This window comes from Streptomyces sp. NBC_01013 (genome assembly GCF_045162765.1).
Taxonomy (GTDB): domain Bacteria; phylum Actinomycetota; class Actinomycetes; order Streptomycetales; family Streptomycetaceae; genus Streptomyces.
In genome coordinates, this window is sequence record NZ_CP108687.1 from 6,216,229 (window position 1) to 6,230,608 (window position 14,380).

Consider the following 14,380-nt stretch of genomic DNA (forward strand, 5'->3'; position numbering starts at 1 on the left):
AGCGCGCGGCGTCAGATGCGGTGTACGGCAAAGCGGAGAGGCGCCCGCATACGTGATGTATTCGGGCGTTTCGGTCACGCGGCGAGGCGCCTTGGCTGTCGTCGTGCGCCCGCCAGGACTCGCGGGACAGCCCCTGAAGGGCCGCTGGGGGAAGGCTTGCGCCCTCCCTGCGATCCTCAGCGGCCGAGGTCGCTACAGACCCGGGATGCGGCCGTTACGGAAGAGGTCCACGAAGATCTGGTGGTCCGCGCGCGCCCGCGCGCCGTAGCTGTGGGCGAAGTCCACCAGCAGGTCCCCGAAGCCGTCCTCGTCCGCCGCGATCGCCGCGTCGATCGCCCGCTCGGTGGAGAACGGCACCAGGGAGTGGCCGCTCTCGTTGTCCGCCGCGGAGTGCATCGTCGCCGTCGCGCGGCCGAGATCGGCGACGACCGCCGCGATCTCCTCGGGCTCGTCGATGTCCGACCAGTCCAGATCGACCGCGTACGGCGACACCTCGGCGACCAGCTGCCCGGCCCCGTCCAGCTCGGTCCAGCCCAGCCACGGGTCGGCGTGCGCCTGCAGGGCGCGCTGGGAGATCACCGTGCGGTGCCCCTCGTGCTGGAAGTAGCCCCGGACCGCCGCGTCCGTGATGTGGCGGGAGACGGCGGGGGTCTGTGCCTGCTTGAGATAGATCACGACATCGTTCTCCAGGGCGTCGCTGTTGCCCTCCAGAAGGATGTTGTACGAGGGCAGTCCGGCCGATCCGATACCGATTCCGCGCCGGCCGACGACATCCTTGACCCGGTAGGAGTCCGGGCGGGTCAGACTCGACTCCGGCAGCGTCTCCAGATAGCCGTCGAACGCGGCCAGGACCTTGTAGCGCGTCGCCGCGTCCAGGTCGATCGCCCCGCCGCCCTCCGCGAACCTGCGCTCGAAGTCACGGATCTCGGTCATCGAGTCCAGCAGCGAGAACCGGGTCAGGGAGCGGGCGACGCGCAGGGCGCCCAGTAGTGGGCCGTCGGCGGTGTCGAGCGTGAACGGAGGCACCTCGTCGTTCTTCGCGCCCGTCGCCAGTGCGTGGATCCGCTCGCGGTAGGCCGCCGCGTAGACCCGGACGAGCTCGGTGATCTGGTCGTCGCCCAGCGCCTTCGCGTAACCGATCAGGGCGACGGAGGCGGCGAAGCGCTTGAGGTCCCAGGTGAAGGGCCCCACATAGGCCTCGTCGAAGTCGTTCACGTTGAAGACCAGGCGGCCGTTGGCGTCCATGTAGGTGCCGAAGTTCTCCGCGTGCAGATCGCCGTGGATCCACACCCGCCCGGTGCGCTCGTCGAGATACGGCCCGCCGTGCCGCTCCCGCTCCAGGTCGTTGTAGAACAGGCACGCCGTGCCCCGGTAGAAGGCGAAGGCCGAGCCTGCCATCTTCCGGAACTTCACCCGGAAGGCAGCCGGATCGGCGGCCAGAAGCTCACCGAAAGCGGCGTCGAAGACCTCGAGGATCTGCTCCCCGCGCTGCGCTGCGCCGGTCTGCGTTTCCGACATCTCTGGGTGCCTCCTGGTACCTGGCCTGCATGATGACGTACATGACAAAAGGGACGGGCGTCCTCGCCCTTCCAACGCGCGACCGTATCGCGGAGTGCCCGCCACTCGTGACCCGGGAGACGTAGACTTCCACGCTGTCCCCCTCACTTCCCCCGGAGGCACAGCGCCGTGACCAAGCCGCCTTTCACGCACCTTCACGTCCACACCCAGTACTCGCTGCTGGACGGTGCCGCGCGGCTCAAGGACATGTTCGAGGCCTGCAACGAGATGGGCATGTCCCATATCGCGATGACGGACCACGGCAACCTGCACGGTGCGTACGACTTCTTCCACTCGGCGGCGAAGGCGAATGTGACGCCGATCATCGGGATCGAGGCGTACGTCGCCCCCGAGTCGCGCAAGCACAAGCGGAAGATCCAGTGGGGCCAGCCGCATCAGAAGCGTGACGACGTCTCCGGTTCGGGTGGTTACACCCACAAGACGATCTGGGCGTCGAACGCCAAGGGGCTGCACAACCTCTTCAAGCTGTCCTCGGACGCCTACGCCGAAGGCTGGCTGCAGAAGTGGCCGCGCATGGACAAGGAGACCATCTCCCAGTGGTCCGAGGGCCTGATCGCATCCACCGGCTGCCCCTCCGGCGAGGTGCAGACCCGGCTGCGGCTCGGACAGTTCGACGAGGCGGTCCAGGCGGCCTCCGACTACAAGGACATCTTCGGCGAGGGCAAGTACTTCCTGGAGCTGATGGACCACGGCATCGAGATCGAGCGCCGGGTCCGTGACGGGCTCCTCGAAATCGGCAAGAAGCTGAACATCCCGCCGCTCGTGACGAACGACTCGCACTACACCTACGCCAGCGAGGCGACCGCGCACGACGCGCTGCTCTGCATCCAGACCGGCAAGAACCTCTCGGACCCGGACCGCTTCCGTTTCGACGGCACCGGCTACTACCTCAAGACGACGGACGAGATGTACGGCGTCGACTCCTCGGACGCCTGGCAGGAGGGCTGCGCCAACACCCTGCTGGTGGCGCAGCAGATCGACACCACCGGGATGTTCGAGAAGCGTGACCTGATGCCGAAGTTCGACATCCCGGACGGCTACACGGAGATCACCTGGTTCCAGGAGGAGGTCCGCGTCGGCATGGACCGCCGCTTCCCGGGCGGGGTCCCCGAGGACCGGCAGAAGCAGGTCGAGTACGAGATGGACATCATCATCCAGATGGGGTTCCCGGGATACTTCCTGGTTGTCGCCGACTTCATCATGTGGGCCAAGAACAACGGCATCGCGGTCGGCCCGGGCCGAGGTTCCGCCGCCGGCTCGATCGTGTCGTACGCGATGGGCATCACCGACCTCGACCCGATCGAGCACGGGCTGATCTTCGAGCGCTTCCTGAACCCCGAGCGCGTCTCCATGCCCGATGTCGACATCGACTTCGACGAGCGCAGGCGCGTCGAGGTGATCAGGTACGTCACGGAGAAGTACGGCGCCGACAAGGTCGCCATGATCGGCACCTACGGCAAGATCAAGGCCAAGAACGCCATCAAGGACTCGGCCCGCGTCCTCGGCTACCCGTACGCGATGGGCGACCGGCTCACCAAGGCCATGCCCGCCGACGTCCTGGGCAAGGGCATCGACCTCAACGGCATCACCGACCCCAAGCACCCGCGCTACAGCGAGGCCGGCGAGATCCGGGGGATGTACGAGAACGAGCCCGACGTCCGGAAGGTCATCGACACCGCGAAGGGCGTCGAGGGCCTGGTCCGGCAGATGGGCGTGCACGCCGCGGGCGTCATCATGTCCAGCGAGCCGATCGTCGACCACGCCCCGGTCTGGGTCCGCCACACCGACGGCGTCACCATCACGCAGTGGGACTACCCGCAGTGCGAGTCGCTCGGCCTGCTGAAGATGGACTTCCTGGGGCTGCGCAACCTGACGATCATGGACGACGCCATCAAGATGGTGAAGTCCAACAAGGGCGTCGACCTGGAGATGCTGGCGCTGCCCCTGGACGACCCCAAGACGTACGAGCTGCTCTGCCGCGGCGACACGCTCGGGGTGTTCCAGTTCGACGGCGGCCCCATGCGATCCCTGCTGCGCCAGATGCAGCCCGACAACTTCGAGGACATCTCCGCCGTCTCGGCCCTGTACCGGCCGGGTCCGATGGGCATGAACTCGCACACGAACTACGCCGAGCGCAAGAACGGCCGCCAGGAGATCACTCCGATCCACCCGGAGCTGGAGGAGCCGCTCAAGGAGGTCCTCGGCCTCACCTACGGCCTGATCGTGTACCAGGAGCAGGTGCAGAAGGCCGCCCAGATCGTCGCCGGGTACTCGCTCGGCGAGGCCGACATCCTGCGCCGCGTGATGGGCAAGAAGAAGGCCGACGAGCTGGCGAAGAACTTCGTCCTGTTCGAGGCCGGGGCCAAGAAGAACGGCTTCTCCGACGCCGCGATCAAGGCGCTGTGGGACGTGCTGGTCCCCTTCGCCGGATACGCCTTCAACAAGGCGCACTCCTCCGCGTACGGGCTGGTCACCTACTGGACGGGCTACCTCAAGGCCAACTACCCCGCCGAGTACATGGCGGCGCTGCTCACCTCGGTCAAGGACGACAAGGACAAGTCGGCGGTCTACCTCAACGAGTGCCGCCGCATGGGCATCAAGGTGCTCCCGCCGAACGTCAACGAGTCGGAGTCGAACTTCGCCGCCCAGGGTGACGACGTCATCCTCTTCGGGTTGACGGCCATCCGTAACGTCGGCCAGAACGTCGTCGACTCGATCATCCGGTGCCGCAAGGCGAAGGGGAAGTACAGCAGCTTCCCCGACTTCCTGGACAAGGTCGAGGCGGTCGTCTGCAACAAGCGGACCGTGGAGTCGCTCATCAAGGCCGGCGCCTTCGACGAGATGGGCCACACCCGCAAGGGCCTGGTCGCCCACCACGAGCCCATGATCGACAACGTGGTGCAGGTCAAGCGCAAGGAGGCCGAGGGGCAGTTCGACCTCTTCGGCGGCGGTGAGGAGGACAGCGACGAGCCGGGCTTCGGGCTCGACGTCGAGTTCTCCGACATCGAGTGGGAGAAGTCCTACCTGCTGGCCCAGGAGCGCGAGATGCTCGGGCTCTACGTCTCCGACCACCCGCTCTTCGGCATCGAGCACGTGCTGAGCGACAAGTCCGACGCGGCGATCTCGCAGCTCACCGGCGGCGAGCACAGCGACGGTGCGATCGTCACCATCGGCGGCATCATCTCCGGCCTCCAGCGCAAGATGACCAAGCAGGGCAACGCCTGGGCCATCGCCACCGTCGAGGACCTGGCCGGCTCCATCGAGTGCATGTTCTTCCCGGCCACCTACCAGCTGGTGTCCACCCAGCTCGTCGAGGACACCGTGGTCTTCGTCAAGGGACGGCTCGACAAGCGCGAGGACGTGCCCCGGCTGGTCGCCATGGAGATGCAGGTCCCGGACATCTCGAACGCGGGCACCAACGCCCCCGTGGTCCTGACCATCCCCACCGTCAAGATCACCCCGCCCATGGTCAGCCGGCTCGGTGAGGTGCTCAACAGCCACCGGGGCGACACCGAGGTACGGATCAGGCTCCAGGGCCCCCGCAAGACCACGGTCCTGCGGCTCGACCGTCACCGGGTGAAGGCCGACCCGGCGCTCTTCGGTGACCTCAAGGTCCTGCTCGGCCCGTCCTGTCTGGCCGGCTGACACACCTGAGGCACACGCACGGGAGGGGCGCCCCGCGACTGCGGGTGCGCCCCTCCCGGCTACCGGCCTGTGGCCGTACCGGAGAAGTCCGGTCAGTTGTGGCCGAAGCGCCGCTGATGCTTACGCGCAACATCGGCAGGGCTGCCCTGGGACTGCGCCTGGGGCTGGTTCTGCGACTCGAAGGCCGTGGACCGTGCCTCCTGCGCACCGCGCTCCGACTCGGAGGCGCGATCCTGCTGGCTGCCCTGCTTGCGGTTCTTGTTCTTGGCCATGGTGTTCCTCCTATAAGGACTCTCGGGGCCAGGACCGCTGTCAGATTCACATAATCGGATAAACACCGCATGTTGGATCATTACCGTGCGTAGTGAGGGGGTATGATGCGCCGTTTTCCGGATCCGCCACGCCGATGATCGAGTTCCGGCCGTCAACCCTCGCGCGGTCGGGCAGACTCGAAGGAAACCCTGAGTAAGCGGATCCGTCCCTTTCCCGGAGACCGGACCCGCTGGACCCGTTCCCGAATTCCTGGAAGAGGGTGGAACGCGTGGACCGTTGCGTCGTCCTGGTGGACGCCGGCTACTTGCTGGGCGCAGCCGCGAGCTTGCTGGCCGGAGAGCCCGCCCGTTCCCGCATCACCGTCGACCACGCGGCCCTGATCCAGGGCCTGCGGGAGCGGGCCGAGGCCGATACGGAACAGCCCCTGCTGCGGATCTACTGGTTCGACGGCGCCCCCGACCGCGTACCGCAGCCCGAACACCGCAGGCTGCGTGTCATGCCACGGGTGACGGTACGGCTGGGAGCCCTCACCCGCAGCGACGGGCGGTGGGCGCAGAAGGGTGTCGACGCGGCGATGCACGCCGAGCTCACCGAACTGGCCAGGAACCGGGCCTGCTCGGACGTGGTCCTGGTGACCGGCGACGGTGATCTGCTGCCCGGTCTGATGTCCGCCAAGGAACACGGCGTCGCCGTTCACCTCTGGGCCGTCCAGGCCGCCGACGGCGACTACAACCAGTCGGAGGACCTCGTCGCGGAGGCCGACGAGCGGCGCGTGCTGGACCGGGCCTGGATCACCCAGGCCGTACGGGCCAAGGAGACCGGGGGCGCGTGCGCCCCGCCTCCCGTCCCGCGCCCCGAGATCGCCGCGATCCTCTCCGCGCCCCTGCCCGAGGCGGCCCTCGCGGCTTCCGCCGAGCGGGGTTCCCAGGCCCAGGCCCAGGCCGAAGCCGACCGCAACGGCACGTCCGCCCCGCCCGACGAGAACACCGGCCACACCGTGCACGGCCAGGGCGGCAGAGGCGTTCCCACCCCGAAGGACCTCGCGGGCACCCTGCGCGGCCCGGCCGCCCAGGCGGACCGCCAGCACCCCGCCCCGTCGCCCGCCGGTGCGACCCTGCGCTGGTCCTCCGACCGGGGGTGGGTGGAGCGGGCCGGCCCCCTCGGCGAACCGCCCGAGACCGCCTCCCTGCCGACGCTCGCCCAGCTCACCAGCGCCGAGCAGCGCTGGGCGGACCGGGAGGAGGACATCACCACGGTCGGCGGTGATCCCTTCGAGGTGGGGCAGGTGTTCGCCCGGCGCTGGATGGAACGACTGCCGGAAACCGTCCACCTGCAGAAGCTGTCCACCATGTACCCCCGCATCCCGCACCGCATCGACGGCGAACTCCTGCGCTACGCCGCGCGCTTCGGACTCCTCGCCCACAAGGACGACCAGATCGACGAGCACGACCGGTACGCGATCCGGGCGGGATTCTGGCGCGAGATCGACGTACGGGCCGCGGCGGAGCACGCTCCCACGGGCGAGAAGCACCCCCCGGCGGCCGACCGGCCCGCGGCCGCCGCCGGGAAACCTGCGAGCACGGCGGCATCCGGGGACTGAGTGCGCGTCGGTACCCGAGGTGCTCAACCCGGCCGTTGTCTGCCGCGACGATGTCCGATCGGTGCGGCCCCGGGCGTAATGCGGGTCCCCGGACCCCGTACCCTCGTACCTCGTGAGTACGGGCACAGCACAGGCGCAGACGGCGAACGGCACCGTGTGCGCGGTGCGGGATCTGGTCAAGACCTACCCCGCGGCCCGAGGCCGGCGCGGCACCCCCGCCACACCCGAGGTGCGGGCCACCGACGGCATCAGCCTGGACATCCGGCGCGGTGAGATCTTCGGACTGCTCGGCCCCAACGGTGCCGGCAAGTCCACTCTCGTACGTCAGCTCACCGGACTGATGCGGCCCGATTCGGGCAGTGTCGACATGCTGGGCCACGACCTCGTGCGCCACCCCGAACGGGCCTCCCGGCTGATCGGCTACCTGGGGCAGGAGTCGACCGCCCTCGACGAGCTGACCGTCGCCCTCGCCGCGGAGACCACCGCACGGCTGCGCGGCCTGCCCGTGCGCGAGGCCCGGGCCGAACGCGACGCGGTGCTCGACGAACTCGGCCTCGGTGAGATCGCCGGCCGCCCCCTCAAGAAGCTCTCCGGCGGGCAGCGACGGCTCGCCTGTGTGGCCGCCGCACTGGTCGGGGAGCGGGCGGTGCTCATCCTGGACGAGCCGACGACCGGCATGGATCCCGTGGCACGACGCGCCGTCTGGGCCGCGGTCGACCGGCGGCGGGCCGAGCGCGGTGCGTCGGTGCTCCTGGTCACCCACAACGTCATCGAGGCCGAGACCGTCCTCGACCGCGTCGCCGTCATGGAACGCGGCAAGGTCATCGCCTGCGACACCCCGGCCGGACTCAAGGAGCGGGTCGCGGGCGAGGTCCGGGTCGAACTGGTGTGGCGCGAGCGCGCGCCGCTGGACGTACCCGAGGTCGCCGCGCTACGGGCGTCCGCGCAGGAGTCCGGCCGCCGCTGGGTGCTGCGGCTCGGACCCGACGAGGCGCGGGCGGCCGTCGCCGCAGTGACCGGGGGCGCCGCCTTCGCCGCACTCGACGACTTCACCCTGGCGACGCCCAGCCTGGAAGATGTGTACCTGGCGCTCGGCGGGGACGCGACCAAGGGGCTGGTGAAGTCATGAGCGGGATCAATGCGGTGGCCGGAGCGGCCGGAGCGGACCGGTGCGGGTGTGCGGCCGGACAGGGACCGAACAGGAGCAGCGCCAGGTGACGAGCATCGTTCCTGCGGAAGCGGTGGCCGGGCAGTCCGGGCAGCCGAGCCGGACAGGGCGTGACGGCGAGGGCGCGCAGGGCCGGGCGCCCGCGCCGCTCGCGCCGCGCGCCCGGCTGTTCCCCTCACTCGCCGCGGTCTACCGGGCGCAGTTGTCCCGGGCCCGCGTCGCGCGCATCCCGCTGCTCTTCGTAGCGACGTTCCAGTCAATCGGGATCATGGTCCTGATGCGTGGGGTCGTGGACGGGGGCGACGAGGCCCGTGCCGTGGTGGCCGGGTCCAGCGTCCTGGTCGTCGCCTTCGTCGCGCTGAACCTGCTCGCCCAGTACTTCGGGCAGTTGCGGGCGGGTGGCGGCCTCGACCACTACGCGACCCTGCCGGTGCCGCCCGCTGCCGTGGTACTCGGTGCGGCCGGGGCGTACGCCTCCTTCACCGTGCCCGGCACCATCGTGACGGCCGTGACCGGCAGCGTTCTGTTCGGGTTGCCGATGACCCACCTGTGGGTCCTCGTCGCCGTCATCCCGCTCGCCGGGGCGGCCCTGGCCGGACTCGGCGCCGCCCTCGGGCTGCTCGCGCCGCGACCGGAGCTCGCCACCCTGCTGGGGCAGCTCGGCATGTCCGCGGCGCTGCTGCTGGGCGTGCTCCCCGCGGCCCGACTGCCGCAGCCGATCGGCTGGGCGCGCGACCTGCTGCCCTCCACGTACGGAGTCGAGGCACTCTCCCGGTCGTTCGACGCCCACCCCGACTGGGCCGTCGTCGGCCTCGACCTCGGCGTCTGCGCCGTCGTGGGCGTTCTCTCGCTCGCCGTGGCGACCTGGGCGTACCGCAGGGCAGCGGTCCGGTGAGGCGTGCCACCGGGACGCCTGGCACGATGGCACGGTGACAGCACCTCTGACGCCGCCGCACCAGCCCTCGCCCCACGACCCGTGGCAGACGCCGCCGGAAGGGGGCGGCCCAGGCGGTTCCCATCTCGGAACCCTGTTGCGGTCGCCGCAGGAGGAGGAGTTCCGTAAGGAACTGCGCCGGGCGGCGGTGGTCGGCGTCGCCGTGACGGTCGCCGGGTTCGCGCTCGGTCTGCTCTGGCTGTGGCTGGCGCCTCGTGTGCCGCTGGTCTCCGACGACACGGCCGTCTTCCTCAGCGACAGCGAGGGCGAGGAGGCGATCGGCGCCGACGGCACGTTCGCGCTGCTCGCGCTGGCCTTCGGTGCGGTGTCCGCGGGGCTGGCCTTCTGGTTCAACCGCAAGGGCGGGATCCCCGTCGTGGTGGCGCTCGCGCTGGGCGGCGGGCTCGGTTCGCTCCTGGCGTGGTGGCTCGGTACGCGCCTGGGGCCGACCGACGATGTGGTCGCCCATGCGCGAGAGGTCGGCAAGGGTGTGGTCTTCGACGCGCCGCTGGAGCTGCACGCGAAGGGCGTTCTGCTGGCGTGGTCATTGGCCGCGATGGCCGTGCATCTGGGGCTGACGGCGCTGTTCGGGCCGCGGGATCCGGAGCCGGAGTGGGGGGTGTACCACGGGGGGCCTGCGGGGGGTGCGTCGTACGGGCCCGGGCCTTCCGGTCCTGCGCCGTCGTCGCCCGATTCGCCGTCGCCGTCCGGGCCGTCGCCTTCCGGTCCTGCTCCGTCGTCCTCGCCCGAGCCGCCCGCGCCGCCTGCCGGGGGGTGAGCGGGGCCGCTGCGCGGGGTCTTTCCCCCACCCGCCCCTCCCCGTAACCGGGGCTCCGCCCCGGGCCCCGGTCCTCAGGCGCCGGACGCGCTGGATGTGCGGGGACGGGTCCCTGGGCGGGTGCGCCGGCCCGTTCCTCAGGCGCCGGACGGGTTCGATGTGCCCCGGCCGATCGGGGCGAAGACCGCGTTCGTCAGGGCGGCCAGGTCCGTGGGGGACAGTTCGACCTCCAGGCCGCGGCGGCCCGCGGACACGCAGATCGTGGTGTGGGACCGTGCCGACGCGTCCAGCACCGTGGGCAGCCGCTTGCGCTGGCCCAGGGGGGAGATGCCGCCGAGGACGTAGCCCGTGGTGCGCTCCGCCGCCGCCGGGTCGGCCATCGCGGCGCGCTTGCCGCCGGCCGCGGAGGCCAGGGCCTTCAGGTCCAGGGAGCCCGCCACGGGGACGACCGCGACCGTCAGGTGGCCGTCCACGTCGGCGACCAGGGTCTTGAACACCCGGTCGGGGGAGACGCCGAGGGCCTCGGCCGCCTCCTCGCCGTAGGAGGCCGAGGCGGGGTCGTGCTCGTAGGCGTGCACCGTGAACTCCGTGCCCGCCGCGGTCAGCGCGACCGTCGCGGGGGTGCCGCCGGACTGGGGCTGCTTCTTCGGCTTCTTCGCCACGGGGGAGTGGCCCTCCGGTCGCTCAGTTGGGGTGGGTCGGGGCGCGGGTGAGATCCACGGCCGGCAGCGACGGGAGATGGCGGATGACGGCCGTCTCGGACCGCAGGATCGTCAGCTCCTCGCGGAGTCGCGTCGCGGTGTCCGGGGCCTGGAGCAGCCGCTGTTTGGCGGGGATGTCGAGGACCGCCGCGGCGGCGACCAGATAGGAGACGACCGACGGCTCGTCGGGCAGGTCCGCGCCCGTCGTCAGGGAGCGCTCGTTCGCGCCCGCCAGTCGCTTCTGGTAGGCGCGGAAGGCCCGCAGGACGCCTTCGGTGAGCGCCTCCGCCTCCTCGCCCGGCTCCTCCTCCAGCTCTTCGAGCTCGGCGGTGAGGAACGGGCCGCTCGCGTCCACCGACAGGAGCTTCACCCGGCTGGTGCCCGTCGCCAGGACCTCGAAGCTGCCGTCCGCGCGCTCCCGGATCTTCGCCGCGTCGGCGATGCAGCCGACCCGGTGGAACGTCTGGACCGGGTCCGGGCCGAAGCCCTCCGCCGGGCCGCGCTCGACGGGAACCGTCAGCGCGTCCGGCATGCCCGCGCCCGTCGGAGCGGTCTCACGGCCGTCTCGGATGGCGACCACGGCGAACCGGCGCGGTTCGTCCTCGTCGGTCTTCGACAGCTCGCGCATCATGGCGCGATAACGCTCCTCGAAGACGTTCAGCGGCAGCACAAGGCCGGGAAACAGCACCGCGTTCAGCGGGAACAGAGGCAGGCGAGCGGTGGTCACAACGGTCAAGCGTAATGGCCGCGCGCGTGTCCCCGGTCGGCCCGGTGGCGCAAGGGCGTCCCGGAGGCCACCCGGAGCCGCGCTCCGTCCCGTGTGTCGAGGAACCTGCCGAGCGGATCGTCGGACACCGAGGCCCACGGGAACGACGCCGCGTGTGGTCCGATCTGCCGGAACTGTTCCAGCGCCTCGGCCCAGCGGCCCCGCACCACCAGCACGTACGCGAGCAGGTTGCGCACCTCCGCCGGCCACGGGTCGCCGGCCGCGAATGCGGCGGACAGCGAGATCGCCAGATCCGCCGCGGCGTCGATCCGCTCCTCCTGCACCGAGGTGAACCCGGCCCCCGGCCCCTCGGTCAGCACCGCGAAGGCGGCCCGCAGCGGCAGCGCCTGCACCAGGGAGCTGGGAGTTGAGTCCTCGGCGGCCCGCTCCGCGAAGTCGAAGCACTCGCGGTGCGAGCCGTACCAGGCGGCGGAGAGGTACTGGAGAGCGGCGACATGACAGCCGTAGTGGTGCGTGGAGCGCTGTATGGCCTGTTCCCACAACGCCTCGAACGTGGTGTGCGTGGCATGGGTGCCACGGGCGTGGTCCAGTGCGAGGCGCCAGGGCACCGGATCGCGTGGATCGCCCTCCGCCGCCGCGGTGATCATCGGCCCGACCGCGCGGAGCTGCTCGGCGCGGGCCGGCGACTCCCAGGCTCGCTCCACGGCCAGCTGGGCCTTGACGAGGATGGCGTCGGGATCGCGCGGAGAGGCGGCCAGCCAGTCCCTGAGCCACCCGTCCCGGTTGCGGGCGAAGGCGACCAGCCGGTTCAGATAGCGGTCCCGGCTCTCCCACTCGGCGGCGCCCCGGGTCGTCGCCAGCAGTTTCGCCGCCGGTTCGTACTCCCCGAGTGCGGCCGCCACCAGCGCGGGCGAGAGGCGCTCGTCGGGGGCGTCGAGCATCACCGCATGGTCCGCGGGCAACCCGGCAGACAGCTCCGGAGTGTGCCGGATCATGCGCGCGGTACGGAGCAGGGCGCGGAGGAAAGGCATGGTGCAGACCATTGAAAAGCGCTGGTCGGACAGGCGCCAGAGGGGCGCTGTGAAGCTTTGGTGCCGAGTGGATGGGTTGTACTGAACGCGGCCAAGAAAGAGTAAAGAAAATAACGGAATCTGGCCTGTTCCGGTCGCTCAGGTGGTGGGCTCCGGCGGTCTGTCCGGCGCTCGGGCAGGCCCGGCCGGTCAACTCCGGGCCCGGCGGCGCAAGGGCGCCCGGCCCGGGCGCCCTCCGGAAGGCCGCACGCGCCGGTCAGCCGCGGCTCAGCAGCCGCGAGGCGCCGGCGGCGACCGTGGTGGCCAGTATCCATCCCAGCAGGACGAGGGCCGCTGCCACCCACTGCCAGCCGCCCTCCAGCCGCCAGTACCCGTCCTGGCCGAGGTTGATCACCGGCACCAGCAGATCCAGCGCGTACAGCGCGGGATTCCACTCGGGATGCTCGCTGCCCTTGATCGACGTCGGTTCGTACCGCGAGAACGCGACCGTTCCGGCCGCCCACAGCACGGCCATCCACACCGCAGCCCGCCCCGGGCGGTAGCCGTACGCCACCGTCCAGTCCTGGACGAAGCCCCAGAGCTTGGCGGCGGGTGGCAGCGTCTCGCGGCGGCGCCGCTGCTTGGCGAGCAGCACCTCGCGGGCGTCCGCGTCCTCCCCGCTGTTGCGGAGCACGGTGGCCAGCCGTTCGTAGGGCTCCGGTACGTACTCCGGGGTCGCGGCGGACACCCATTCCAGACGGCGGGAGAGCGGGAAGTGCCCGTACGGGACGAGGTTCTCGTACACGAATCCGCCCATCGCCAGACCGCCCGGGCCCGGCCAGCTGGTCGACACGTCGATGAGCGTGACGACCTTCGCCCCGTTGAGCACCACCCGGCCGTGCGCCGGGCGCTCCGGGTTGAACCGCAGTTCCGGAGTGACGATCCGGCGCAGCGACAGCTCCTCGTGGCCGGTCAGCACGAAGACGGCCTTGTGCAGATCGACCGCGTCGCCGAACCGCCCGTCGTCCAGCCGCACCCCGCCCCGGCACCGGAAGACCTGTGAGCGGGTGCCGCGGGCGGGCGTCGGGGAGCTGGCGATGCCGTACGGGGGAGTGGCGCCCTGGTTCCCCGTGTCCACGCTGACCCAGGCCTCGCTCATGTACAGCGTCCGCTCCACGCTCAGCTGCGGGGCGTTGAGCGCGCGGCGTCCCTGCGTCGCCCGCAGCCGGCTGCCGCGCAGACTCAGCGAACCGCCCACCTTCGCCCCGCGCAGGCTGAGCTCGCCGAGCGTCTGGACCATCTCAGCCTGCAGGTCCTGGGCGACCGTGAGTCCGTCACCGACGAGTGCTCGCCCCTGCCGGTCGGGGCCGATTTCGATCTGGCTGATCAGCAGATCCGTACCGATCTGGGCATCCGTGAGCCGGATCCCGCGTTCGACCCGGCACCGCGGCAGATGCAGGTCGCCCTCGGTGCGCAGCCGCGCCGCCTCCAGCCGGGGCATCGCGCACCCCACCAGCCGCAGGGTCGTGAAGTGGCACTCGGGCAGCACCACCTCCTCCTCGAAGCGGCAGCCCGTCAGCTCCACGTACGGATCGACGCGGCCGCCCGCGAGGTCCAGCCTTCCCGTGACCCGTAGCCCCCGGAGCTTCAGTGCCGCCACCCGGCCCGGCCGGGCCGGTGGACCGCTCAGCAGCAGCCGGGCGACGACCTGGGCCTCCACGCTGCGTTCGGGGCCCCAGGCGTGCGGGGCGAAGGGATCGTCGCGCACCCCGTCGCGGGCGCGCAGGTCGTAGGTGGTCCCGGTCCGGAAAGCCAGCCACATGCCCAGCTCCGCGGCGCTGAGGCCGTCCGGAATGTCCCCGTCGTGCGGTTCGGTCACCGACGCTCCTTCCGCTCGGAGCAGAAACGGCCGGGGGTGCGATGGCGGGCGGGCTCCCGAGCCCCGCGACTGCGACTCCGGCGTTGT

Annotated in this window: 11 protein-coding genes; 5 read left to right on the forward strand and 6 right to left on the reverse strand. The window is 70.9% G+C overall.

The genetic code is table 11. The features are described 5' to 3' along the window. Positions 1 to 192: 192 nt before the first annotated feature. A complete protein-coding gene (locus OG538_RS27075; protein ID WP_406097861.1) occupies positions 193 to 1,518 on the reverse strand; it encodes a DUF2252 domain-containing protein in 1,326 nt (441 codons plus the stop codon). 168 nt (positions 1,519 to 1,686) lie between these two features. On the opposite strand from OG538_RS27075, the gene dnaE reads away from it, so the two are divergent. Then, positions 1,687 to 5,223 (forward strand): DNA polymerase III subunit alpha, encoded by a 3,537-nt coding sequence (gene dnaE, locus OG538_RS27080; protein ID WP_406097863.1) that lies wholly within the window; start codon positions 1,687 to 1,689, stop codon positions 5,221 to 5,223. Between the two features lie 92 nt (positions 5,224 to 5,315). On the opposite strand, the gene OG538_RS27085 is transcribed toward dnaE, so the two are convergent. Continuing rightward, positions 5,316 to 5,495, reverse strand: coding sequence for a hypothetical protein (locus OG538_RS27085; RefSeq protein WP_148017758.1), 180 nt, complete (start codon positions 5,493 to 5,495; stop codon positions 5,316 to 5,318). Between the two features lie 260 nt (positions 5,496 to 5,755). Between OG538_RS27085 and OG538_RS27090 the strand changes: the two genes are divergently transcribed. The 4 genes from OG538_RS27090 (at position 5,756) to OG538_RS27105 (ending at position 9,976) form a co-directional block, all read left to right on the forward strand. Further along, positions 5,756 to 7,096, forward strand: a complete 1,341-nt coding sequence (locus tag OG538_RS27090) for an NYN domain-containing protein (RefSeq protein WP_406097865.1) — start codon at positions 5,756 to 5,758, stop codon at positions 7,094 to 7,096. 154 nt (positions 7,097 to 7,250) lie between these two features. Next, positions 7,251 to 8,225 (forward strand): ABC transporter ATP-binding protein, encoded by a 975-nt coding sequence (locus tag OG538_RS27095; protein WP_406100320.1) that lies wholly within the window; start codon positions 7,251 to 7,253, stop codon positions 8,223 to 8,225. Positions 8,226 to 8,430: 205 nt separating this feature from the next. Then, positions 8,431 to 9,159, forward strand: a complete 729-nt coding sequence (locus tag OG538_RS27100) for an ABC transporter permease (protein ID WP_406100322.1) — start codon at positions 8,431 to 8,433, stop codon at positions 9,157 to 9,159. Positions 9,160 to 9,193: 34 nt separating this feature from the next. Beyond that, positions 9,194 to 9,976, forward strand: coding sequence for an ABC transporter permease (locus tag OG538_RS27105; protein ID WP_406097867.1), 783 nt, complete (start codon positions 9,194 to 9,196; stop codon positions 9,974 to 9,976). 137 nt (positions 9,977 to 10,113) lie between these two features. Here OG538_RS27105 and ybaK read toward each other — a convergent pair whose 3' ends face one another. The 4 genes from ybaK to OG538_RS27125 form a co-directional block, all read right to left on the reverse strand. Beyond that, positions 10,114 to 10,638, reverse strand: a complete 525-nt coding sequence (gene ybaK / locus OG538_RS27110) for a Cys-tRNA(Pro) deacylase (protein ID WP_406097869.1) — start codon at positions 10,636 to 10,638, stop codon at positions 10,114 to 10,116. A 22-nt stretch (positions 10,639 to 10,660) separates the two neighbouring features. Continuing rightward, a complete protein-coding gene (locus OG538_RS27115; protein WP_406097871.1) occupies positions 10,661 to 11,404 on the reverse strand; it encodes an LON peptidase substrate-binding domain-containing protein in 744 nt (247 codons plus the stop codon). A gap of 5 nt (positions 11,405 to 11,409) precedes the next feature. Further along, positions 11,410 to 12,447 carry a hypothetical protein gene (locus OG538_RS27120; RefSeq protein WP_406097873.1) on the reverse strand — a complete coding sequence of 346 codons (1,038 nt, stop codon included), beginning with the start codon at positions 12,445 to 12,447 and terminating at the stop codon, positions 11,410 to 11,412. A gap of 244 nt (positions 12,448 to 12,691) precedes the next feature. After that, on the reverse strand, positions 12,692 to 14,293 hold the full coding sequence (locus OG538_RS27125; RefSeq protein ID WP_406097875.1) for an oxidoreductase: 1,602 nt from the start codon (positions 14,291 to 14,293) through the stop codon (positions 12,692 to 12,694). Positions 14,294 to 14,380 lie beyond the last annotated feature (87 nt).